Here is a 22,371-nt window from a genome sequence, read left to right as displayed (position 1 = left end):
TAGAGTTCGAAGTAAATTGTGCGGTGCAGGGTAGCAGAAGGTCAACCAAAACGAAAGTCAGTCAGGATTTTTAACAATAATTGTATAAATAATGTAAGGAAGATTAGGTAGAGGTCTAAGGAAATGTGTCAGTTCTGTAACCTGTGGCGTTGATTGCTTTGGTTGGCGAATTGCCACTTTCGCTTCCTTGCTGTGTGAGTGATGGTTGAACGCCACAACGATGTAAATGGTTCCTTTCAGTGAGTGATGTCTATGGGCTAAATCGCGGCTCAATGGCCGCGTTGTGAAAGAGAATGAAACTGTGTCGAGAGGTGGTGGTTTTTGAGGGTACAAATCAGCACGCCTTGCTGAGCGTTGTTGGATGTACCAGCTAATTCTCCTCTCTCATCCCAAACACTGTTTTGGCCGCAAGTTTCCCATCCACCGGTTTTTGATATGTGATTGCAGAGGAGCACGGGTAATCGATGGTGACCAGCAATACCAGACAAAATCTGCCCATCAGCAGTAAAGCCAGAAGGTGAGATCAAAGCACTAACAAGATACAGATCGGCTTGATTGTCGCTTGCGCTCTGAGCGTGCTGAGGTTGAGCAAAATCAGCACACACTGCGAGGGCAATACGTTTATTGTTCAAGGTGAATAAGTAATGGGTATTGCCTGAAGTGCAATACGTATCTTCACCGTCATGTAAGTACTGTTTGGAATAGAATTCAACCTTGCCATCTGGGAAGCAAATTACGGCGGCAATCGTCGGTTTTGAGCTGGGGTTTGACAGTGGACAGCCTGCGATGACGGTAATCTTGTGTTCGCTGGCCGCGGCTGAAAGTGATTTAATCGCCGGAGTTGATGAGTCAAAAGCAAGCTCGTCGAGTAGGTCCAGTTCGTACCCTGTTAAAGAAAGTTCAGGAAATACAACGAGATTGGCGCCAAGTTGGGAGGATTGTGCCACGTGCGTAAGGTGATGACGCAAATTGGTTTCAATGTCTCCTCGCTCGACGGGAGCCTGAGCCAAGGCAATGATCAGTGTCTGTTCCATATTCAGTAATCCCTTTCCTTTATTGGTTTCTCATTTGATGGTTTTACAGGGGTTTTTCACAGCGGAAGAAAATAAAATTTGGGTTGGTTTTCAAGCGTTGATATGTGGTTTCACACATGGATTTCACTTTTTCATCCACGCTGCCTTCGGTAATGCGAGCTATTTTTAACCCAGATGCACTAATGGCCTCACTGATTTCCATTAGGGAGCGTCGATAGAAGCTCACTTTGACCGGTTTTCCTACGGTGTTCCACTCTTCTTCAATGTATTCGCATGCAAAGTAATTGCCCGATGCTGAACTCTCAAAGTCCACAAATGGGTGATGGGTTGAAAATACCATGTAACCACCGGGTTTTAGGACTCGATAGACTTCTGCGAAGACGGGAGAAAGATTTTCGATATAGTGCAAAACCAGAGGGCAGACAATGACATCGGCACTGTTCTCGGTTTCGTTGGGAAGTCCAACAGCAAGGTTCTGAACATAAGCGTCCACCCGATCGCCAAGTTTGGATTGTACTAGGTTGATCATGTCTTTAGAGGCATCAACGCAAGTCAGGTGTTTGACTGATTGGCCCAGCAACCACTCAGCATAGACGCCAGAGCCACAGCCCATGTCAATCACAGTCGCATCGGTCAGGTCATCAAGAAGCTCGATGGTGGAAGGACGCTCAAGCAAGGCGTTGTAGATGTTGTTTCTTATCACAGCATCATACTGTTTGGCGTGTTTGGTGTACATTTCAGACATGGTATCGGCCTTTTGTGTGGGCAGTATGGTTGGTATCAAGGGGCTAGGGTTTGCGCGACAATCTGGCGTGAACACCATTCGAGCTTTCATTTCTCGCACAAGGATTCGATCGCGGCGATAATCGAGTCAAATTGAATTTTAACAATACACACCTGAGCTTTACTGAATTCATGCGCTTGAATGAGGTCGGTGACATCTGCCAAATTGTATCTTGTAGGCTTGAGGTTGAGTTCAACCTTGTTACCGTGCGCTGTCAGTTCAAAGCACCTCCCTTCAGAATCGATAATCACATCGTCACTGTCGAGTATCAATGACTCTGATTCTCGAGTAAGCCTGTCACGTGAAGCGAGGTAAACCAGTTCGTTATCTCCTGCGAGCTTAAGGAGCGCTGGCCATTGCACCTCATTGTTCTCTTTGTTGACTGTGGTATCTATCAAAGCGATTCCTTAGGTTTTAGGTGAAGAAAACGTGAGCAAGCAACTATTATATAAGCATTTTCCTTTTTTAATGTGCGATATCAACCATTTAATTTTTGCTGACTTTGAGACCGGGGTGTTGAGCATTGGTCGAGGACAATTCGCTGCTCATTAGTCGATATTTTATAATAAAGTTATGATTTATAAGGTTTATTTTATGAGTTAGAAAATCAGTGACTGCTAATATGGTCATCTATTGCTGTTGGGAACCTCGTGTTATTTAGATAAACGATTTTCATTGGTTATTTTTATCTCTATGATTAATAAGGATTTTTAATAATTAATATCAATTAATTAATAAATCGGCTATTTCCTACAGGAATCATAGTGTTATGCGGATTGAATGATAGTTTGTTAGTGAGATACATTCTCATTGGGATTATTCCCAACCATAAAATATGGAGAATTAAAATTGAAAACTAACAACGTCATTGGCTTAGTGACCCTTTTTGCTGCAACCTGCGTTTCAGCGAATGCTACCCTTACCTTTCCTGATACCCCATCATCGGTTCCAGATGCACCGATTGTGTTTCCTAAATCTCAGCATCCGATCGCGCTCATAGGTGGTTACACTATTGAAGATGGCATTCTGAAATCGAGAACTTACGACTGTGGTATTAACATCAGTGACTTAAACCTTACCGCTAAACTAATATGGGATGGCGTGACACCTAAACTGGCGATTATGGGCGACGATTTAATCATGTGCCGCTCAGGAGTAAACAGTCCGTTTGAGCTTGACCTTAATCCCTTCTTTGACAACATTCCTGATCATGTTCTTTCTCGTCTCGAAGTGGCCAATACCGTTGACTTAAATCGCTAATGTATCGGCTAAGTAAAGACTGAAGCTCTTACATCGTTAGGGCGTGACTGGTGAGGTTGCGCCCTTTTTTCAATACTCTACAGAATATAAAATTGTGAAAAAAATACTGTTGTCTATGTTAGCACTCGGGCTGAGTTTACCCGCTAGTGCGACTTCCCCTGTGTACAATCAATACCAACATCACAAAGTGATGAGAGAGAAGGTCAGCCAGTGGGTAGATTGGCAAGCTCAGGAGCACGCATTAAGTGCGGTTGACGCGTTCAATGTGGTGAAAAAGAAGCACGGCATTATCTATATGCCAGAACTGTTTTTTACACGACTGAGCCAATCTGCTAACCAAAACTTCAATGATGAAGGGCTTTCTGCATTGGAGGTTGCGATCATTAATGAATCGGCTACGCTATTCGTGATGTCACAAGCACACGATCTGCCGCATCATGAGCTGTTTCCAGCAGAGTATACGAAGCAGGTTTTCCTCGATAACTTGTCACGCGAGTTGGAGCTTGTTTCACCTGCTACGGAAGATGAAGCACAGTATCTGCAACGTTATTATCAAAATGATCTGCTCGGTTTATCCATCTACTCGATAGCGTTGAACATCAGCTTAGAAAAGTATGGTGAATCCCAACTGATACAAAAGCTAGCGCAACAAACTGGTGGACGTTATGCAGATTCAATACGTCAATTCTTGATTTCGGGCTTCTCGGGAGGAGGTGTATTTAAAGATCGCTTAGAAGCGATGTTACTGGCTGAACTTAAGCAATCGGCAACTCAATGGAAACCTGACTATGACGATTTTGCCCAGTATCAAAATGGCTCTCACCCTTACGCTCGAGTCGGGGCCATGCTGCAAACGACGCTTTTGACCCATTGGCCTTCGTTACGCGGATCAAATCGGGAAAACCTGCAGCAATGGTACCAACATATAGAGGGTCTGCCAGATCAAAAATACGCTTACTCCATGGTTGGAGAAGCTTTGGTTAATGAGGTTCGTCAAGGTAAACAGCAACCCCATCATAGTCGTTGGAGCTTTCCTTCGTTCGCCGCGATCACCATAGTGACGTTAATTGCTCCAGAGGTGGTCGGTGAGTTAGCCTTGGGCGAATTAGCGCAAGGGTTACTGTTTTCAAGGACGATGTTTAACGGGGCAAGAGTGGCGGATGCTGCTTATACCAGTGAGGTCGTTGAGCTTGCAACCGAAGAGACGGTGGCATTGGGTCAACAGATGACACAAAGTACCGCTTTGCAGGTTAGTCAGGTCGCTGATGCTTCGCTTATCGGTCAGCAAGTGGAGCCTGGGTTACATTACTATCTAGGAGAGGGGGCGGTAGAAGGCGCTGATTTTGTCGCGAATATACAAGGAACTTGGCAACGGGTACGACGTTTCCCTTCAAGTAACGAGTATGCTTTGTTTGAAGGCGCGGGTTCTTTCGGTGTGCACAAAGTTACTCGAGCGGGAGCCGCTGGGTGGTTGCTGAATCAAACGGCTACCAGCCTAAACAATTGGGTGTCATCGGGTCATTATCGACACGTGCTGCTACTTGGTAAAGGCGAACCGGCGTCACTGTTTCGCCATTTCGGAGAGAACGTCAAGAGCCGCTATGGTATCCCACAAGGTAACTTGTACAGTGACGGCGACGTAAGCTCTCGCCATCTCAATACCTTGTTTCCCAATGTACAATCTAATCAACTCTCTTCTTTGACATTCAATCATCGCTTGGATGTGGTTGCTCATGGCAATCCTTATGGACCTGTGTGTATGAACCAAACTGGGATTGAAACATCACTGACTCCTTCTGGGCTGGCAAGAAAACTGTTTGATTTGGGGCTTCGACAGGTTGGGGTTCTCAAAGTGCAGTCTTGTAATGTTGGCGGAGGGTTTTATCTGTCGAAATTGGAAACAGAGCTGAGGAAAATCGGTATTGACGTGGGCTTTCTGGCCGCGCCCAAAGGCTACTTAGTGCAGCTTCCTCGTTTACCAAGAGCCGTATTTGATCCGTTTCCCAATTTCAGTGCAGACCGCTATGAAGTGATATCGACAGGGTTGCATCAAGGATTTCCAGGCACTCGATATCATTAATTATTGAGTGATGCCTGAAAAGTAAAAAGCGCCCCACCCAAGTGGTGGAGCGCTTTTTTTGTTGATTGTGCGAGAGTATTATACGCGCTCAGAGGTGACAAACTTTTTGAAGAAATCCGATAGATCAATGGTCGCAAGATCTTTGAACTCACCGGCATCGTAAAAACGACCTTTACAAGTCGGGCAGCTTTCAAACCAAATATGTGGTTGCTTGGGGTCGACGAGTCTGAGCATCTGGTTGTTTGGGCAAATTGGGCAGTCAATACGATCGATGGCGTTGTACGCTTTGCCGATTTCCTCATCGCCGACATCGATGACATCAGCAAGTGGCTTCATCGCCTCGATTTCATGGGCATCTAACCACAGCCCTTTACAGTCAAGACATCTCTCCACATCACCAAGTGGGGTTTGGAGTTGCTCGAAGTTAGAGTCGCATTTTGGGCATTTCATCTTGTTACCTTTTTATCCAATCTGAGTATTGTTGGGTTACTTCTTGTTGTCTTGTTTGCCCGTTAGGTCGCCCTGTGTGATGGAAATACACTATCGACATACATCGCGGGAGTACAAGTGCTTATTGTATAATTCCTAACTATATCAGACAGTAAGTAATCAAACGAGTGGCTGTGCATCAAAATGAGTAATTAAACAATTAAGGGTGCCGAGCCTTTGAGGTCACCTTCCACAGGCACTACTCAAGTTGAGCGAGCGCTTGGTAAGGGTCAACGCCCACTTTCTCATAGGTACCTTCATCAATTTGAATGGTGTGAAACTCCGCTTCACCTTGAGTGTTGATGAAGTTGACTTCAAGCCATACGTGACCATAGTCGTCGATTAACCAGACTCGCCACAGCAAGTTAGAATCGATAACACCTTGGTATATTTTATAGGTTTCGTATAGGCGATGATTGACGTCCCGAGAAGCACTCTCTAAATCACTCGGTAGCTGAGTGACGTGAACCAGATAATCCAATTCAATCATTATTTTTCCTTACAACTAGACGACATGATATTGATGGTGATTTTATACATTTAATATGTATATATATACAGCTTTATTTCCAAAGGAGTGGCGCTAATATCGCTGTGAAGCATGATTTAACGCCATTGTAAGCCGTCTTTAAGAGTGAAGGATGTGCGTTACCTTTCTCAGCTCAACAAGGACGACCCTTGGGTTAAGAGGCGGGTTTACCTCAGCTTTCAGGTGGTTTCAAACAGATCTCCCTGAGCGGCCTCCAAGCCTCTTAGATGATGATAGGCGCCACCTTGCGGAGTTTTATGGCAGTCAACACCATGCCCGTGTTCCAGCACTGTCACCACGGAAAAGCTGGTGATGACAATTTCTCCAACCTGGTCTAACTTGGAGCGAATGTCCATGACACAGCGGATAGAAGAGCCATGCTGGAAGCTGATTTGTTTGCTCAACACATCTTGTTTGAAACTCAGATCTTTCATCGCAAAGCTGATGTTTTGCCCTTGCCAGATGCCTTTCCATCGGTAGTTTCCTTGCCTTAGTACTGGAGAAACGATTTCTATAACGGCATTGTCAATGGTTTGTATCGGCAGCCGATGGGAAGGTAAAACAAATTGTTTGAAAGTGGCTCTGCTGATCTGCGACTCGGGCATGGCATCAGAGCCCGATGCGGTCAGCCCATTAATACCGAGTTTGGTGACTTTGGGGTAAGCGCTGAGAGACTTAAACAGATTCGAGCGGCGGGTGATCACCTTGTAGTTCTCATTCACCACTTCAGCGACCTGTGACACTGTTTTAAGGCTGACACGCTCAGATCTGACTTCCGCTTTTAGCTTCTCAATTCTCAGCTTACGTTCCTCTATGCTTAAACGCAGTTCTTCCTTTTGTAAACGCTCAAGCTCTGAGTCTGATTTAGGAAGCAGAGGGATGGCAATTGAAGCGATGCCTACAATGACTGAAAGTATACCTGCATTGGCGCTGGCCACGCGCCAGATATCACGAAGCCCCCCTTCCTGACGGGCTTCACTTTCTATCTGAATGTGTTCATTGATCGTGGCGGCAATTTCAAAAAGTATGGCGATGACCTCAGCTTCGCACTGATGTCGCACCAGTGCATCCATCGAGTGAGAGTCGTCATTAAAGTAATAGTGGAGTTGAAATTTATTGACTAGCACCTGTTTATCCATACAGTATTTTTAGGTTTCCCATACACAATACGGACAAATTTTTTTATTTCAAATGCAACTGCGTGACTATGTTCAAAGTTTGCAATAATAGAGCGACGTGAGCTTGAATGGCGTTGTGGCTTGCCAGGGTAAAGGCGTTGTAGCCAGTGCCATGACTGAAACAAAACCCCATACCATGAGATATAGGGCTTGGATTACAAAGTCATCATGGCACTTATCTCGACTAGGAGACTTTGTCCAAGTTTGAGGCATCTTCCTCTGCTTGATCGGAGAAAATCTCAGCGACTGCACTTCGTTCTAGCTCACCTTGCAGATTACCTTCATCATCGACGACGGGCAGTGAATAGTCGCAAGAGATACTGTCCATCAGTACTTCTTCGATAGCGGCATCTGGAGAAATGGAAGGGACTTCCTCGTAAATTTCTTCGTTGAACTCCTCACTGGAGGTATCTTTTGCTGCATCGAGTAAGCTTTCTTTGGTCACAACGCCTTGATAACCCTCTTCGGTCACATGATAGGCGTAATCTTGCTTGATGCCTTTCATTTGTTTGATGGCTTCTTGAATGTTGGTCGCTGAAATACGGTAGGCGGGTGGCTGCATGACGGTTTCAACGGTTAGAGCGCGAGCTCGATTGACGTCTTTGACAAACGCTTCAACGTATTCATCGGCTGGGTGCAGCAGGATTTCATCAGGTGTGCCTTGCTGGACTAGCAGGCCATCTTTCAAAATCGCGATGCGATCGCCGAGGCGAAGTGCTTCGTCGAGATCGTGGGTAATGAATACGATGGTTTTGTGCAGCTTCTCTTGTAACTCGATCAGTTGATCTTGCATTTCACTGCGGATCAAAGGATCGAGGGCAGAGAACGCTTCGTCCATCAGGAGGATTTCTGCATCAGTGCAGAGAGCTCTTGCTAAACCAACACGCTGCTGTTGACCGCCGGAAAGCTGCGCAGGATACTGGTTTTCGTAACCGCTGAGGCCAACAGTATCTAGCCATTGTTGGGCTTTGTTCTGTCTTTGGGCTTTATCTAACCCTTGAACTTCAAGGCCGTAGGCCACGTTTTCTACCACGGTGCGGTGTGGTAACAAGCCAAAGCGTTGAAACACCATCGACATTTTATGGCGACGAAACTCTTCCAGCTGTTTCTGATTGAGTTGCATCACGTCGGTGCCCTCGACCAGAATTTGCCCTTGCGTCGGATCGATAAGGCGATTGAAGTGACGGATCAATGTTGACTTGCCCGAGCCGGAAAGCCCCATAATCACGAAGATCTCGCCTTTGTTTATTTTCAGGTTGATGTCTTTAAGACCGACAGTGTGGCCTGTCTCCGCCAGCACTTGTTCTTTGCTTTCACCAGCTTTCACACGTGCCATTACAGACTCAGGTTTGTGCCCGAAGACTTTATACAAGCCGCTAATTTCAATTAGAGGTTCAGTCATGTTTCATGTCTCCTAGGTGAGCTTGAGTACGTTTTGCGTAGGCCTGTGACGCCCGGTCAAACAAAATTGCCAAGGCAACAATGGCAAAGCCGTTAAGTAGACCTAAAGTAAAGTATTGGTTGGTAATGGACTTGAGAACAGGTTGACCTAGGCCTTTGACACCAATCATCGACGCAATCACGACCATCGATAGTGACATCATGATGGTTTGGTTGATCCCTGCCATGATGGTCGGCATCGCAAGCGGTAATTGCACGCCCCATAACCTCTGTTTTGCGCTGGCCCCAAAGGCTGTCGCAGCTTCAAGGACTTCTTTATCAACCAGTCGAATACCGAGGTTAGTCAAGCGGATAACGGGGGGAATGGCGTAAATAACAACCGCAATCAACCCAGGAATTTTACCTATACCCAGCAGCATCACGACAGGGATCAGATAAACGAAGGCGGGCATGGTTTGCATGATGTCCAACATGGGTGTGACAGCGGACTGGATGCGATTCGAGCGTGCCATTGCTATACCAATCGGAATACCCAACGCGATGGAGAGCATGGTGCAAACGGTGATGATGCTCAGAGTCCGCATGGTGTCTTCCCACATTCCGAAATAGCCGATCAGTATCAAAGAGACAAAACAGCCCAACGTGAGTTTCCATGAGCGGCTGGCGAGAAAAACGAGACCTGTACAGATAGCAAGTACGATGACCCAAGGTGTTGAAAGAAGAAGCTTTTCAAACCAGATCAAGAAAGACAGGAGTGGGTCAAACAGGGACTCAATAAATTCACCATATTCACGGGAGAATTCGCGGTAGGCGCCATCAAGGCTTTTGCGGATAGCTCTCAAATCAGAGCGTTCCATTTCAGGAAAGTGGTTAAACCAGTTTTCTGCAGACATCATTTAATTCCTTTTAAAACCAAAGCCAGACAGCGCTGGCTTTGGAGTACTTCATTGGCGTCTAACATCAGTTAAAGCGCGCTTTTTACTTTGTTTGCTACGTCCTTAGATACCCACTTGGTCCAGATTTGCGGATAACCTTCTAAGAAGTGATACATGGTTTCTTCGCCATCGGCTTGATTGTCTTCCATCCACGCGAGCAATTGGTTCATATCCGCGTTGGTGAAACCACGTTTGGTGAAATACTGATACGCATCTGGCGCTCGGCTAGCAAATGCTTCGGTTGTAATGGTGTGGACTGGTGATGGTGGATACATGGTCGCTTTAGGCGCTTCACAGTCAGCATTCGTGGTACAGGCGATAAACTCTTTTTCATCGACACCACTGCCAAAGTCGACTTTGACCATGTCATATTTGCCCAGAACCGCCGTTGGTGCCCAGTAGTAACCAAACCATGCTTCTTCTCGTTCATAGGCTTTGGCGATGGCGCCTGACAGACCTGCACTTGAGCCCGGATCGACGATCACGAAGCCAGAGTTGTCTAGCTTGAGTGCTTTAAACAAGTTGCCTGCGCTGATTTGACAGTTCCAACCAGCTGGACAGCTGTAGAATGCAGATTTATCTGGGTCTTCAGGGTGCTCAAATAAATTGGCGTGCTTAATCACACCATCAATGGTTTTTATCTCAGGGTATTTTTTGACCAAATAAGATGGAACCCAAAACCCTTCCTCACCGCCATCGACTAAGGAGCGGCCTGCATAGCGGAGTCGTTTCTCTTCTACACCTTTATCGAGAGCATCTTTAAGACTGTTACTCCATAGCTCAGGCGCGACATCGGGCTGACCTTTCTCGATCATCGAGGTGCCAGTGGGCATGGTGTCACCAGGGATGAGCTCGGCTTCACAATCATAGCCATGTTCAAGAATAAAACGGTCAATATTGGCAATAAGACTGGCTGAATTCCAGTTCATGTCGGCGATAGTGACTTTGCCACATTCATTGGCTGAAGCCTGGGAAATAAAGGCGGCGTTGGCAGCAACTAATGCTAGCGCTGCAGTTGTGTATTTCATTTCGAATTCCTTTCTGATGGATACATGCACAGAGTAGTTAAAAATTGTTTAGAGTTCAAATGATTAATTTATTACTTACAGGAAGTGAGAGGTCGGTTTTGACAGTTATATTACAATTTATTAATCAAAAAGGGAGAGGGCGACTTGATCTCTCCCTTAGTGCTCTAAATATAAGAGCTCAAATGATTGCTGAGCTAATCTGTTGACCATACGTTTCGTATGTCTGGCCAACCCCAGTTAGTGAGTTCGACGTCTTTGAGTACGCCGTGGAAGCGCAATGTTTGACGATGATGAAAAAGTGGCGTTAGCCAGTACTGATTGATCAAAGCGGAGGCGATGGGTTCCAGCGCATCTAAGTATTGCTGGAGAGGTGTTTTCGACCTCAGTGTATTGAGTGATTGAGTGAGCCAGTGCTTTGCATCTTCACCGATGCAACTTTGCAGAACTGGATTGTGATAAAGGCTATTAAACGCCGAAGCGTGTCGGTTATCGTCCAGATTGATGTTTGTGATGATCATCGACTCGTTGAGCTGCTGATTTTGCGCAAGCTCGTTGAGTTCTCGATAAGAATAGCTATTCACCTCTACTGTTATGCCCAATTTCGCCAATATTGCTTTGACAGCAAAGGCGCAATTTCTCAGCACTGTATAGTCGTAGACGGCAATATTAAGCTGCTGGGGGAGCGCCACGCTCTCCGCTTCTGGACGGATGATCGGCTGCCACATTGGTAGCATGTTGTGTGCGATTTCGCAGCCAAACAGTGTCTGACTCGATTTGAGCTGTTCAAAAACACGAGATGAACTGAGGTGTGAAGACAGGTAGCGCCGCTGAGCATCATTAAGAGTGGTAGAGGCGATCTGGTTAAACAGTATGAACATACAGCCATCTTCAATACGAGATTGCTGTGTATCACTACGTGCTGTGACGTCTACTGCATGAGAGAGGTAGTAGTTACATTCACTGCTTTCCTGAGCGCCGGGCTGGTTTGTCTGAATCTGTTTGTTGGCTAACTCACTTTCATCTAACTTCCAGATCGTGACTTGATCGGTTAATGCTCGGCAGCCATAGTAGCGCTCAAATGCGTCGAGACAAAGGCGAGTTTGTGAATGTTCACTTACTTGAAAAGGACCAGAACCAATGACGGCGTAACTGTGGGCATTATTGACTTGGCTGGTTGGCTGAATCGCGTATTTTACACCTGAGATAAGGCCACCAAAGCCTTGATCTGGCTCCGAAAGCTGGAACACGACTTTGTTGGCTAAGGGTGAACTCACACTCACCAAATGAGAGAGCTCACTCTGGTAATTAGCGAGAGTCGACAGCTTGGCAAACAGGCTAACAATACTGTCTGCATCTATTACTGCGCCGTTGTGAAATGTGAGTGCCGGCCTGAGGTAAAACGTCCATTGATAGTGAGTTTCATCGTAATGCCAATGATGCGCAAGTTGAGGCTCTAAGTTGCCTTCTGCGTCACTGCTGACCAAGCAGCAATAAATCTGGCGTAGTAGGTATCGCTCACTGGAACGCTGTAATTGATGAGGCACTAAGCGTTCAAAAGGGCGTTTGTAGGTCAGCTGAATATGAAGCAATCCTTCTCTAAGTGACGCACCCGATGTGCTTTGTAGCAAGCGTCCAAATGCGGATTCATCATCATCGAGAATGTTCAGCGCTTTCTCATATTTCCCTTCCAGAATGCGTTTGGCAGCCAGTTGAGATTTCAGCTCATCCAATGGGTGGTTGAGTAGCAAACCAGAACGTTGGTTTCGTCCAACTTTGGGTGACCATTCCAACCACTCTAGCTGCTGCATTTGATTGAGTAAATTACGCGCATGGCGAGGGCTGGTGAATAGCATTTCAGCCACTTTGGGCAGGGCAGTTTTGATCTCTTCTCCAACCCCCAATGGTTCGAGGCGAGCGTAGTAACGTAATAAATTTAAATCTGACACAAGGGCTCCAGGCGGCAAAAACAAGCACTACTTAGTGATTTATTTTTCCTAGTTTACGAGATTTTGCCTAATTATTCTCTATATGGCTGCATTAATGATGAAAATGGGAACAGAAAATTAAAAATCTCTCGGTTTTTCTGTTCCGATTTAAAGGGAATAATTAACCGGTCAAAACAAACAAGCTGAGAGAAGAAAGATGGACTACAGCAAGCAGAGAAATCTGGTCTCGTACTATCATCAGAGGTTGGAAAAAACGGATTCTTGGTTGGAACGTTCAGCGATTCTGGCTTTGATACAACTTTGCCACTGGTAAGTGGCTAAAGACAGCAGCACTGGCACGCAAACATGCTCCTAACACCCCCACGAACATGATTGGCAGTGCTGCTTTTTTTAACTGCGTATTCAGGTCTTGGCTTAGCCTGCGAGGTGTTATTTCTTGGTTAACCCTTTACTGTTCAGGTAGCCCTTGATGTGCGGACGACTCTCGCCAGCGAGTTTGCCTGTGACTTGCTCAGACCAAGTGCTTTGCTTTTGATTGCTGCTACGACCTGCGTAGTAGGTCTGCATTTTTTCATCGTAGGCGCGAATATCGTCTAAATTCAGAGGCTGATACTCGTTTTCATGCACAATCACGTGTGCAGGTAAACGCGGTTTGATTTCAGGGTTTTGATCTGGATGACCTAAACACAGGCCAAACAAAACCGCACTGTGGACGGGTAGATTTAATAACTGATCAACGTCCTGAGCATTGCTTCTTAAGCCGCCAATATAAACACCGCCTAACCCGAGCGACTCCGCTGCCACTAGACAATTTTGCGCCATAATGCCGCAGTCTACTGCGCCGATCAGGGTTAGCTCAGTAAATTCTGGTTTTACCTGTGGGTTAATCTCAAAATGTCTCTGATAGTCGATGCAAAACACAAGGAACTCTGCGGCGCTCTCTACGTATGGCTGATCGCCAGCTAGATGCGCTAACGCCTTACGCTTTTCTTTATCCGTGACGCGGATGATCGACACCACCTGCAACATGCTGGAAGACGAAGCCGCAAGGCCAGACTGAATAATGGTGTCGAGCTGAGACGAGTCGATAGCCTGATCGGTAAATTTACGGATAGAACGGTGAGAAAGGATAGTGTCTATCGTCGGTGTCATGGCTGAGTCCTTTGTTCTTGGTATAAATGACTTGTGCAACATATCGAGTATGTGCGGAAATGTCGAGTCACAGATCACTGAGTTGCCATGTTTCTGTTTCACAGTGATGGTCTGCTTCTATACTGAAATCGAAAATTCACAGAATAAGAAGGACTTATGAAAGAATTAGTCGTGCATGCTGTTACTGTATTTATGGGTTTTTTCGCCATCATGAACCCGATTGCTAATATTCCTATTTTTCTTAGCTTGACCAGCGATGATGATCGACAGACGGTCAAATCGATTGCTTTTCGTTCGGTTTTGTTTGCTTTCGTGATTGTTTCTGTGTTCGCCATTTCAGGAAAACTGATTTTTGACTTGTTTGGTATCACCTTATACGCGCTGCGCATCACCGGGGGAGTCTTGGTATTTCTCATTGGTTTTCATATGTTGCAAGGCAATTCCACGCATCATAAAACTAAGCAAAAAGCCTATTCTCCTGAGCAGCAGCAAGCGGCATTGAGTGTTGCGGTTTCTCCCCTTGCGATGCCGATTCTGGCAGGGCCCGGCACGATCGCTACGGCAATGAATTTTGCAACGACAGGTGGCTTTGACCAGACCATCATTACGATCGTTGCGTTCGGGCTATTGTGCATCATCACTTACGTGCTGTTCTTGTTTGGCAGCAAACTGGTCAAAGCCGTTGGTCCTAGTGCACTCAACGTGGTGACGAAAATGATGGGTTTGATTTTAGCGGTTATTGGTACTCAGATGTTGATAGAAGGGTTGGCGGAAGCATATAAAACCGTCTTTGTTTAAGCAGTTTTGAATTGATAAACGTAGGCCATCCTAGTGGATGGCCATTTTTAATCGGTTCAATTTGTGATCAAATACCTGAGGGCGTCAATACGCGTACTGTGACGGAGTCTTGGTCGATATGTTCAAAGACGCGTGGCCGAATTTCGTTGATCCACCACTCGTTGTACGTTTCAGCGTAGATTTTTTTGCGCGATGCTTCATCAGCAAATTCTCGTAACCAGATAAAGTAATCTTCACCGTCTTCGCCTTTGTGAATATAGGTACTGAGTACTTTTATGCCTTTCGAGATCTGATAAGGAAGAATTTCCTCGTGCATCCAGTCTAGCCATTGTTGAGTCATACCAGGTTTGATCTTGTATTCACGAAGTTCAATGAGTTTCAAAGTGTCATCCACAGGATAGATTAAGTGATACTGCTTGTTGTAATCCGATTAAACCATAAACGCAATACCTTGCGTTAGGTGGAACTAGGTTTTGTTATCACGGACCTGCTTTTTAGGACGTGTTCGGTAAGTGATGATGACGGATCAGTCAACGGTATTGTCCACGTAAAATGGAACCATGCTACTCAGATCTTACTCGCTAGCCGATCTCTGTCAGGGTTGAGGCTTGGTTGCAAAGTAAAGGGAGGCTCGACCTCCCCTGAATTACAGTGTTTTGTATAGCTTCACTCTATCACCGCGGTTTGTCCCAGTGATAAAGACCCCAGTGACCTGACTCGCTTGGGTTGCCCTCTCAGGGCGCAAATTTAGCGTGATATCACTAAATTGCTGCGCCGCTGTTTTCTGAGTACCAGTTTGCTCAAGTATGTGGCCTAAGTTGTTTCCGGTCCAGATAGAGGTCGATGTGTTTTCCCAGCTCTTAAGGAGTTCCTTAGTTACCAATTGAGCCGCAACCTTGAGCTTAGGCCCTGAAATGTTGGCGAACTGGAAGTAATCTACACCACTTTTGTTAATGGCTATCGCTTTGTCGTTTTGAACAAATAGGTTCGTGGTCTGGCTAGCGTCAAAGCTAATTTGTTTAGCGATTTCTCGCTGGTTGTTGTCGAGCAAGTAAACGCTGGTAGCGGTAATGACAACGGTGTATGCGCCGTTGGGAGAGGCGTCCATGAACTTAACTTGACCGTCGAGGTTAACGGAACCCAATTGCTGGGTATTGGGCGCTTTGTCTGTCCATATGACTTTGTTTTCCGATGCCAATGCCATGGCTATTTGCCCACCAGTTGTGAAGCTGGCATTTAAAACGTCAGTAACATTCAGTGCGAGTCGTTCGTTTAGTGTCTTAGTTTCAACCAACTTAGGTGCAGACTGACGGTCATCAGAGATAACGAGAATTTCATCGTCATCCTTGGAAAAAACAATTGTTTTCTCTTCAGATTGTAACGTGTATACGATGGGCTCCATACTCAGTGTCGCGGCATTCAAGCGGCGCAACTGATCCCCATCGGCATTCAGTCCATCGTCTAGCTTAGCGATCATGGTTCCTTGTTGATAAAGGGGGTGGATCCACTCGAAATTATCGTTGTAACAATAAGAAGCCGACAGCGGAATCGTTGGTGGGGCGGGTGGCGGAGTAATGGGTAGATCACTGCCTGAAGCACCTCCATAAGTGTCAATTTTCATTGCCCGTGTTGTTCTGACAGCGACATTGGTGTTTGTGTTGCCGGTTTTATCCTGCAAGCTGGTCAAGAATATGCCGTTGCCCCCTGTCGTATTGCAGACAAAGCTTTGATTTCGAATGCCATTGGGTTCGTATAATTTGTAAGACTGAACACTGTTGAGTGCAGGTATCACTTCCTTGAGTGTGTTTGAGGTATCCTGTTGAAATCCAGGCAATCTGTTTACATTTCCGCCATAGTGATCATGATCGTCGTGTTCATGGTCCTCGTCTTCATGGTCGTCATCATAGGAAGTAATGCTAAGAGAACGAGATGAGGAACCTGCAGTTCCAATCGCCACCGATTGTTTGGTGACCGTATTGAGCTCTCGTACGTTATCCCGTGCATCAACGTAGATTATTCTGCTGTTGGCTGGGTTTAAAGCGATAGATTTCATAGCGCCCAAGCCAGCATCGCTTTGTGACCCATGAATTAACAGTGAACCATCAAAACTGATATGGCGTGATGCTTGGGTGGCCAAGTTGATTGACGAAAGGTCAAGCGTCTTATGTTCAATCATTACATCAAGGGCTTTGGCAATGTTCACCATTGGCGAACTCGCCGAGCCCTGAATTTGGGCTTGTTTAAGCGATGCCATTAGAAGGTTTGTGGCTTGCTGAGGCCCATGACTGATATCCACTGAAGTAAAATCGACACCCACATACTTTCCGAGTACTGACTGTAAATAAATTTTTGATTTTTCGACACTGCCACTCGTTGATGGGTTGTACAACATTTCACTGTGGAGCAGAGTTGTGAAGGGAGAAATGATACTTAATTCCGCTGGCGAGGTGAGTATTGCCCCATTGGCGTCGATCATCCTCGCATAGCCGCTTGTCACGGCGACTTGTTTCTCATAGTTGCTACAGATGCCATCAAGATCGGTGTCGGCACAGGGTGTCATATTTTGGTAGCTGTATGTGCTGGCTGTTGCTGCCGATGATGAACTTCCAGATTCTCCGCCACCACCGCATGCGGATAGAGCTATAGCACTAGACACAGCAAGGGCTGTGCAACATATTTTTGTATTCTCAAGCATGTTAAACCAATAATATTGTTAATTAATATATAACCTAGCATTTATCCCTATTATTTAATCACCATGTAAAATAAAAGATCAAATGATATTGATAATAAATATCATTTAAATTAGTATCGCCGCCGGAATTTTGATTGGACCTAAAAATTAAAGGAGTATCCAGCGGTGAAAATGCTGACCAAAAAGCTCAGTGTCGGGGCGATGTCTGTTGCACTTTTCGGTTGTGGTGGAGGCAATGAATCTGACCCCAAACTGACTTCAGATGAGGCGCCTGCAACAGGCCACTCTGGCTCAGTATTGTCTGGTGTGGTACTCGATGGTTATCTGTACAAAGCGAATGTTTGCTTGGACAAAAACAACAACGCAGTGTGTGACAGTAGCGATGGTACAACGGTACTGACGGACCAGTCGGGTCAGTACACATTGCCTTTTGAAGGCAATGCTGAAAATTACAACCTGTTGGTGGAAGCCATTGCTAATGTAACGATTGACATGGATTCGCCAAATCAAACGCTCACTCAGGGCTTTACGCTAGAAATCCCATCATCACAGCCGGGCATTATCAGCCCGATGACGTCTATGGTTGCCAGCTTAGCAAATCGCTCTGGAATCACCTTTGATCTCGCCGCAGAGACTATTGCTAGCGAGCTCAGCGTTTCCTCTGATGTGATCAAGTCTGATTACGTAGCACAAGGTTCTCAGGAAAGTCGTGAGATACATATGCTCGCTCGCGGTATTACTCGTGTTTTGCAATCTGCGCAGGCAAGCTCGGTTGAAGGCGGTGTTAGCCAAGAATTGGCGAGAAAAGGCTCGATTCAAAGATTGGCGAATTTAGACGTCGCGCAACTCAAGTTTCGTACCGATCAAATATCCCATGGCGCCGATAATGAGGAAGAATTGTTAGCCCAGATTGATTCTGATTACCGTGAGCACCTTAAAATTAAGCCAGAAGACTTAGATGGCGATAACATTCTGACCAGACCTAGAGCGCCACGCGGCGGGGTCGTCAATGACGCAGCTGACACGTTTGATTGGCAATTTGTGCCGGGTTTCAAAGAGGTTAACGCTTACGAGTTCTCATTAGATAGAGGCCAAAGCTGGCAGCCAGCAACGTCAAAGCCGATTAATGTTGGTGCTGCGGCAAGAAGTGTTGGTGATGTTCAGGTACGTACCATAGCAAAACCAGAGCGTTCTTTGGCATCCGGTATGGCACTGCTATCGACCAAAGCGTTCACTGCGACGCTTGTACCTGCCGCGCCGATATCTTTGACACTCAATGATGCTGACAATAGTTTTGACTGGCAACATTCGGCAGAATTTCAGCTTATCGCTCACTATGAGTACACACTGGATGGTGGCAAAAACTGGCACAATGTAACGAGCAAGCCACAAAACATCGCTGATATTGCGATTCCAGTCGGCGACTTGAAACTAAGAGTTAAATCAGAGCCGAATTCAGGCCGTCCAGCGGGCCATGTGGTGAAATCAGACACTGCGATGACGGTCACTCCTGATAAACCCATCGCGCCAGTGCTAATCTCTGCCAATGATGATTCCGATATCCTTGCTTGGGAAAATGTGTCTGGCTTTGACCGTGTGACTGATTATCAAATCAATCTCGGCAGTGGTTGGCAAGAAGTGTCAGCCAACCCTTACCAAATTGGCAATGTGGACATTCCAGCCAATACCATTCATGTGAGAGTCAAAGCAAACCCGATCAATGGCCGTGATTCTGGTGAAAGTTTGCTGGTGACGAGCACATTTAACAAAGTGTTGAATAAACCGGTTGCTCCGACGCTTCCGGTCATCAACGATGCTGGCAACCTATTCAACTGGACGAGCGTTGACGGTTATCCGAACGCGGATCAATACGAATATTCACTTGATAGCGGCATCAGCTATCGTCCTGTGACATCAAAACCTCAGTCTATTCCAGATGAAGCATTCAAAATGGGACAGGTTTGTGTCCGTATCAAAGCATCAGCCGATGATGCTGGAGGTGAAAGCCTGTGTTCAGACAAGGTTTTTACTGTCACTCCGAGCACACCAAGCGCGCCGACGAATGGGCTGGTTAATGATGCGTTAAATACCTTCAATTGGGATTGGGTCGCGGGTTTTGATTCCGCTAATGATTATGAATATCGTGTCGATGGTGCCGGTTGGAGCACAGTTCAGAACAAACCGCTGCAACTGGAAGACAAAGCGTATGGTGTAAGTAGTGTCGAGGTTCGTGTTAAGTACGATCCCGTCACAGGACGTCTTGCTAGTCCAGCTTTGTCGAACCCCAAGGCTCTGACTAAGCAACCGGAAGCGCCAGTAGCGCCAACTAGTGTGGTGGTGGATGACACCGCTGATACCTTAGACTGGGCCTTTGTCACTGGCTTTAGCTCATTGTCCGACTATGAGTGGTCAATCAATCAGGGAACGGATTGGACACCAGTGTTAGAAAAGCCAGTAGTGGTTGGCGATGTCGCCAAAAGTATCGGTCAGGTTCAGGTGCGTGTTCGTGCTAATGGTGAAAATGGTATGCTAGCAGGCGCGCACGCCAGCAATGGCATCGCATTTACAGAGCTGCCAAAACTGCCAGCACTGACTGGTGGAAACATCGTTATGGGGAATGACCGAGCCAACACCAAACACCCTAACTTAATCGCTTGGGACTTTCTCTCTACGACTATTGCCAATAAGACCGTTACGTTTGATCAGCCTGAGTACTATGAGTTTACCGTTGACCAAGGTGCTAGCTGGAAACCTGTCACATCCGTTCCTCAGTTTATTGGTACGCAGGCTTATGCCAAGGATAAGGTCGGCATGCGTGTTAAAAAGAGTGCATTCCCAGGCTTGGAACACCCGGCGAGTAAGATTCTTTGGGCATCTAGTTTGGAAGGTAAATTTGTTGCGATTCAGTATCTTCCGATGGTGTCAATGCTGCAAGTACCGGATTATTCGGATTACAATGGTTGGGTAGTTAGCAATGTTAACTGTATCGCTGAATATGATACCGAAGGCAAAGGTACCCCTATCTTTTGGTCGAATTCGGCCTCTACCTCGAGTTCAGCTGACGTAATGAGCGTGATATCTGAACTAAACCATTGCGGTATTGGTCAATGGACTTTACCGACCGCTGAGGAGGTAGCATTACTGTCGAAGAGAAATCGTGATTCTTTGCCTTCAATAGTGCGAGGCCACATGATCAGTGATGCTTCTTCGTTTGTCTGGGCTAACAAATCCGGCGTGCCAGTCACTTATACGAAAGGCATTGAAACAGAGCCTCACGCGTATAGCAACGATGTCTATGCCAAATGGGAAACCATTTCTAGCGATAGGTTACTTGCCGCGTCAATTGCTCAGTTGGATAACGTCGATAAGTTAATCTCTGACCAAAATGTTTTAACGACAGAGTCTGAGAATTTCTTATCTAACTGGCTCACTGCACTCAAGAATCAAACCAAAACGTCTCAAACACTACTCACAGATGTGTCAGATCAGTTGGAGACGGTGAACAAGGCTGTCATGCCATCCAGTGCTCAGCTCGCACAAATGGAATCTGTGTTGAAAGGTTTTAAACTACAGTCCAATCTGCTTAGGTACAACACGGATACGGCGAGCATTAGTTTTCTTGTCAACGTAAAAAGCCTTGAGACTAAACTTTCTACTGTTCGCCAAAATATAAGTGCTTTAGTCGCGACAAAACAGCTTCTGCAGGCTGCAACACAGATAGCGACACTGCATACTCTGAACAGTAAGCTGGTTTCTGAAAAAGATCGTTTATTGGCAGCAAGTCTAGGCAGTGATATTCATTCTTCGTCATTGGCATTGAGTGATTTAGTCTCTCAAATGGAAAGTGAAATCAATTCACTTGAGGTTTTGAAGCAACTATTGGACACGAGTTTAGCGACGCTCCCTGAGCGCTTCAAAACACTGGGTTTGTTAATGACACCACTGACAGAGGAAATTGCTCTCGCAACTTCACTTCAAGATGTGTCGGCTTTGAAAGTGATTATTGTTGACGGATTAAATCGGGCACATGATGCTGGATATGTTGTTAGCCAAGGTGAAGCGACCGTATTGGGCCGGTTTGCCAAGTTGGACTCACTTGGTCGTTTCTTGCCGGCAAGTGCGACATACGCTCAGGGCTGGCGTTGTGTATTGGATGTGAGTTCTGGTGATAAGAAGAGAACATGGACTCTACTCCAAGATGGCCAAATGGGTGGTGTCGACCACGTCTCTTTCAATGCAGCAGGCGCTGACATAAAAACCTTGCTAGGTGCTGGTGGTTACTTAGAAGCGAGAAACGACCGTTCTTTTTGCGGATTCAGTGACTGGCAAGTACCGAGTTTACCTCAGTTAAAAGGATTAGCGACAGCTACCATGCTAGATGGTAAAGAGGCGACTTTAGATCTGGTTGCTTTTCCCCATCATCCTACGAATCAAGACCAGAAAACGGCCGCATTTTACTACTGGTCAGGTGCTGAATACAGTGCTGACAAGCAGATGGCTTATCACTATTCCAGTCAAGCGAGCATAGGTAAGACGGAGAGCTTCGCACACAGCCATTACTCAGACCAAGATGTTACGTTAGCGCGTTTAGTTCGTGAAACGATTCAACAGGTTAACTGGACCTATCTCGCGCACAATGGTGATGTGGTTCAAAGTAGAGAACAAGCATCATGTGCAAGAAATGAATCTACCGGAGCCGTTTGGCAAATATTTCAAGACGACAACGCTAGTTCGCGCACTGTTAACTATCGAGAGGTAAATGAAGCACTTGCTGCACAACGCTCGTCTCGTGTGTGCGGGTTGAACAACTGGAGGCTTCCATCGCAAGAGGAGTTACTGGGTTTACTACCAGTCGATGCACAGTTGTTCAAATACAATGCGGTGAATAAATTTGGCACAATCAGAAGATATCTGACCAACAGGATAACGGATAAGCAGTATGACTTTATTGATACTGGAACGGGTGAACATGGCGCTGTCAGCAGATCAAGCGTCATAGACCAAAGCCTTTACCTATACCGATTTATCTCAAAATAATAATAACTTTCAGCCCTTATAGTGG

17 protein-coding genes are annotated in these 22,371 nt (G+C 46.0%); 4 read left to right on the top strand and 13 right to left on the bottom strand.

What is annotated here, in order from left to right; genetic code table 11:
• Nucleotides 1–269 precede the first annotated feature (269 nt).
• From TW84_RS07130 to TW84_RS07120, 3 genes are all read right to left on the bottom strand, one after another.
• A complete protein-coding gene (locus TW84_RS07130) occupies nucleotides 270–1,034 on the bottom strand; it encodes a carbon-nitrogen hydrolase family protein (RefSeq protein WP_045974963.1) in 765 nt (254 codons plus the stop codon).
• Between the two features lie 43 nt (nucleotides 1,035–1,077).
• Nucleotides 1,078–1,779 (bottom strand): class I SAM-dependent DNA methyltransferase, encoded by a 702-nt coding sequence (locus TW84_RS07125; protein WP_045974975.1) that lies wholly within the window; start codon nucleotides 1,777–1,779, stop codon nucleotides 1,078–1,080.
• A gap of 86 nt (nucleotides 1,780–1,865) precedes the next feature.
• The gene (locus tag TW84_RS07120; protein WP_045974962.1) at nucleotides 1,866–2,216 is read right to left on the bottom strand and encodes a DUF4144 family protein; all 351 of its coding nucleotides are present in this window, start codon (nucleotides 2,214–2,216) and stop codon (nucleotides 1,866–1,868) included.
• 451 nt (nucleotides 2,217–2,667) lie between these two features.
• Here TW84_RS07120 and TW84_RS07115 point away from each other — a divergent pair, with 451 nt between their 5' ends.
• On the top strand, nucleotides 2,668–3,078 hold the full coding sequence (locus tag TW84_RS07115; RefSeq protein ID WP_045974961.1) for a hypothetical protein: 411 nt from the start codon (nucleotides 2,668–2,670) through the stop codon (nucleotides 3,076–3,078).
• A 94-nt stretch (nucleotides 3,079–3,172) separates the two neighbouring features.
• Nucleotides 3,173–5,158: a hypothetical protein gene (locus TW84_RS07110; RefSeq protein ID WP_240478149.1), complete on the top strand. Its 1,986-nt coding sequence runs from the start codon at nucleotides 3,173–3,175 to the stop codon at nucleotides 5,156–5,158.
• A 78-nt stretch (nucleotides 5,159–5,236) separates the two neighbouring features.
• Here TW84_RS07110 and TW84_RS07105 read toward each other — a convergent pair whose 3' ends face one another.
• The 8 genes from TW84_RS07105 to nfsA form a co-directional block, all read right to left on the bottom strand.
• Nucleotides 5,237–5,608: a zf-TFIIB domain-containing protein gene (locus TW84_RS07105; RefSeq protein WP_045974960.1), complete on the bottom strand. Its 372-nt coding sequence runs from the start codon at nucleotides 5,606–5,608 to the stop codon at nucleotides 5,237–5,239.
• A 238-nt stretch (nucleotides 5,609–5,846) separates the two neighbouring features.
• A complete protein-coding gene (locus TW84_RS07100; RefSeq protein WP_045974959.1) occupies nucleotides 5,847–6,137 on the bottom strand; it encodes a hypothetical protein in 291 nt (96 codons plus the stop codon).
• A gap of 218 nt (nucleotides 6,138–6,355) precedes the next feature.
• Complete coding sequence (locus TW84_RS07095) at nucleotides 6,356–7,303, bottom strand: hypothetical protein (protein WP_240478148.1); 948 nt, start codon at nucleotides 7,301–7,303, stop codon at nucleotides 6,356–6,358.
• A 235-nt stretch (nucleotides 7,304–7,538) separates the two neighbouring features.
• On the bottom strand, nucleotides 7,539–8,756 hold the full coding sequence (locus TW84_RS07090; RefSeq protein ID WP_045974957.1) for a quaternary amine ABC transporter ATP-binding protein: 1,218 nt from the start codon (nucleotides 8,754–8,756) through the stop codon (nucleotides 7,539–7,541).
• Nucleotides 8,749–9,648 (bottom strand): ABC transporter permease, encoded by a 900-nt coding sequence (locus TW84_RS07085; protein ID WP_045974956.1) that lies wholly within the window; start codon nucleotides 9,646–9,648, stop codon nucleotides 8,749–8,751. The genes TW84_RS07090 and TW84_RS07085 overlap by 8 nt, the downstream gene beginning before the upstream one ends.
• A gap of 71 nt (nucleotides 9,649–9,719) precedes the next feature.
• Nucleotides 9,720–10,718, bottom strand: coding sequence for an ABC transporter substrate-binding protein (locus TW84_RS07080; protein WP_045974955.1), 999 nt, complete (start codon nucleotides 10,716–10,718; stop codon nucleotides 9,720–9,722).
• A gap of 194 nt (nucleotides 10,719–10,912) precedes the next feature.
• Complete coding sequence (locus TW84_RS07075) at nucleotides 10,913–12,664, bottom strand: SgrR family transcriptional regulator (RefSeq protein ID WP_045974954.1); 1,752 nt, start codon at nucleotides 12,662–12,664, stop codon at nucleotides 10,913–10,915.
• A 429-nt stretch (nucleotides 12,665–13,093) separates the two neighbouring features.
• Nucleotides 13,094–13,816 (bottom strand): oxygen-insensitive NADPH nitroreductase, encoded by a 723-nt coding sequence (gene nfsA / locus TW84_RS07070; protein WP_045974953.1) that lies wholly within the window; start codon nucleotides 13,814–13,816, stop codon nucleotides 13,094–13,096.
• 156 nt (nucleotides 13,817–13,972) lie between these two features.
• On the opposite strand from nfsA, the gene TW84_RS07065 reads away from it, so the two are divergent.
• The gene (locus TW84_RS07065; RefSeq protein WP_045974952.1) at nucleotides 13,973–14,614 is read left to right on the top strand and encodes a MarC family protein; all 642 of its coding nucleotides are present in this window, start codon (nucleotides 13,973–13,975) and stop codon (nucleotides 14,612–14,614) included.
• Between the two features lie 67 nt (nucleotides 14,615–14,681).
• Here the strand turns inward: TW84_RS07065 and TW84_RS07060 are convergent, their stop codons facing one another.
• The gene (locus TW84_RS07060; RefSeq protein ID WP_045974951.1) at nucleotides 14,682–14,996 is read right to left on the bottom strand and encodes an NIPSNAP family protein; all 315 of its coding nucleotides are present in this window, start codon (nucleotides 14,994–14,996) and stop codon (nucleotides 14,682–14,684) included.
• Nucleotides 14,997–15,260: 264 nt separating this feature from the next.
• Entirely contained in the window at nucleotides 15,261–17,270 is a 2,010-nt protein-coding gene (locus tag TW84_RS07055) for a hypothetical protein (protein ID WP_240478147.1), read from the bottom strand.
• A 210-nt stretch (nucleotides 17,271–17,480) separates the two neighbouring features.
• Here TW84_RS07055 and TW84_RS07050 point away from each other — a divergent pair, with 210 nt between their 5' ends.
• The gene (locus TW84_RS07050) at nucleotides 17,481–22,346 is read left to right on the top strand and encodes a hypothetical protein (RefSeq protein WP_052707894.1); all 4,866 of its coding nucleotides are present in this window, start codon (nucleotides 17,481–17,483) and stop codon (nucleotides 22,344–22,346) included.
• The last annotated feature ends 25 nt before the right edge of the window (nucleotides 22,347–22,371 follow it).

This window comes from Vibrio neptunius (assembly GCF_000967495.1).
Classification (GTDB): domain Bacteria; phylum Pseudomonadota; class Gammaproteobacteria; order Enterobacterales; family Vibrionaceae; genus Vibrio; species Vibrio neptunius.
Note: the sequence above shows the minus strand (reverse complement) of the source record. Positions and strands in the feature narration are given on the sequence as shown.

Coding starts and splice junctions, on each gene's coding strand:
- TW84_RS07130 (WP_045974963.1), bottom strand. CDS start 1,034: ATGGAACAGACACTGATCATTGCCTTGGCTCAGGCTCCCGTCGAGCGA.
- TW84_RS07125 (WP_045974975.1), bottom strand. CDS start 1,779: ATGTCTGAAATGTACACCAAACACGCCAAACAGTATGATGCTGTGATA.
- TW84_RS07105 (WP_045974960.1), bottom strand. CDS start 5,608: ATGAAATGCCCAAAATGCGACTCTAACTTCGAGCAACTCCAAACCCCA.
- TW84_RS07100 (WP_045974959.1), bottom strand. CDS start 6,137: ATGATTGAATTGGATTATCTGGTTCACGTCACTCAGCTACCGAGTGAT.
- TW84_RS07090 (WP_045974957.1), bottom strand. CDS start 8,756: ATGACTGAACCTCTAATTGAAATTAGCGGCTTGTATAAAGTCTTCGGG.
- TW84_RS07085 (WP_045974956.1), bottom strand. CDS start 9,648: ATGTCTGCAGAAAACTGGTTTAACCACTTTCCTGAAATGGAACGCTCT.
- TW84_RS07080 (WP_045974955.1), bottom strand. CDS start 10,718: ATGAAATACACAACTGCAGCGCTAGCATTAGTTGCTGCCAACGCCGCC.
- nfsA (WP_045974953.1), bottom strand. CDS start 13,816: ATGACACCGACGATAGACACTATCCTTTCTCACCGTTCTATCCGTAAA.
- TW84_RS07065 (WP_045974952.1), top strand. CDS start 13,973: ATGAAAGAATTAGTCGTGCATGCTGTTACTGTATTTATGGGTTTTTTC.
- TW84_RS07050 (WP_052707894.1), top strand. CDS start 17,481: ATGCTGACCAAAAAGCTCAGTGTCGGGGCGATGTCTGTTGCACTTTTC.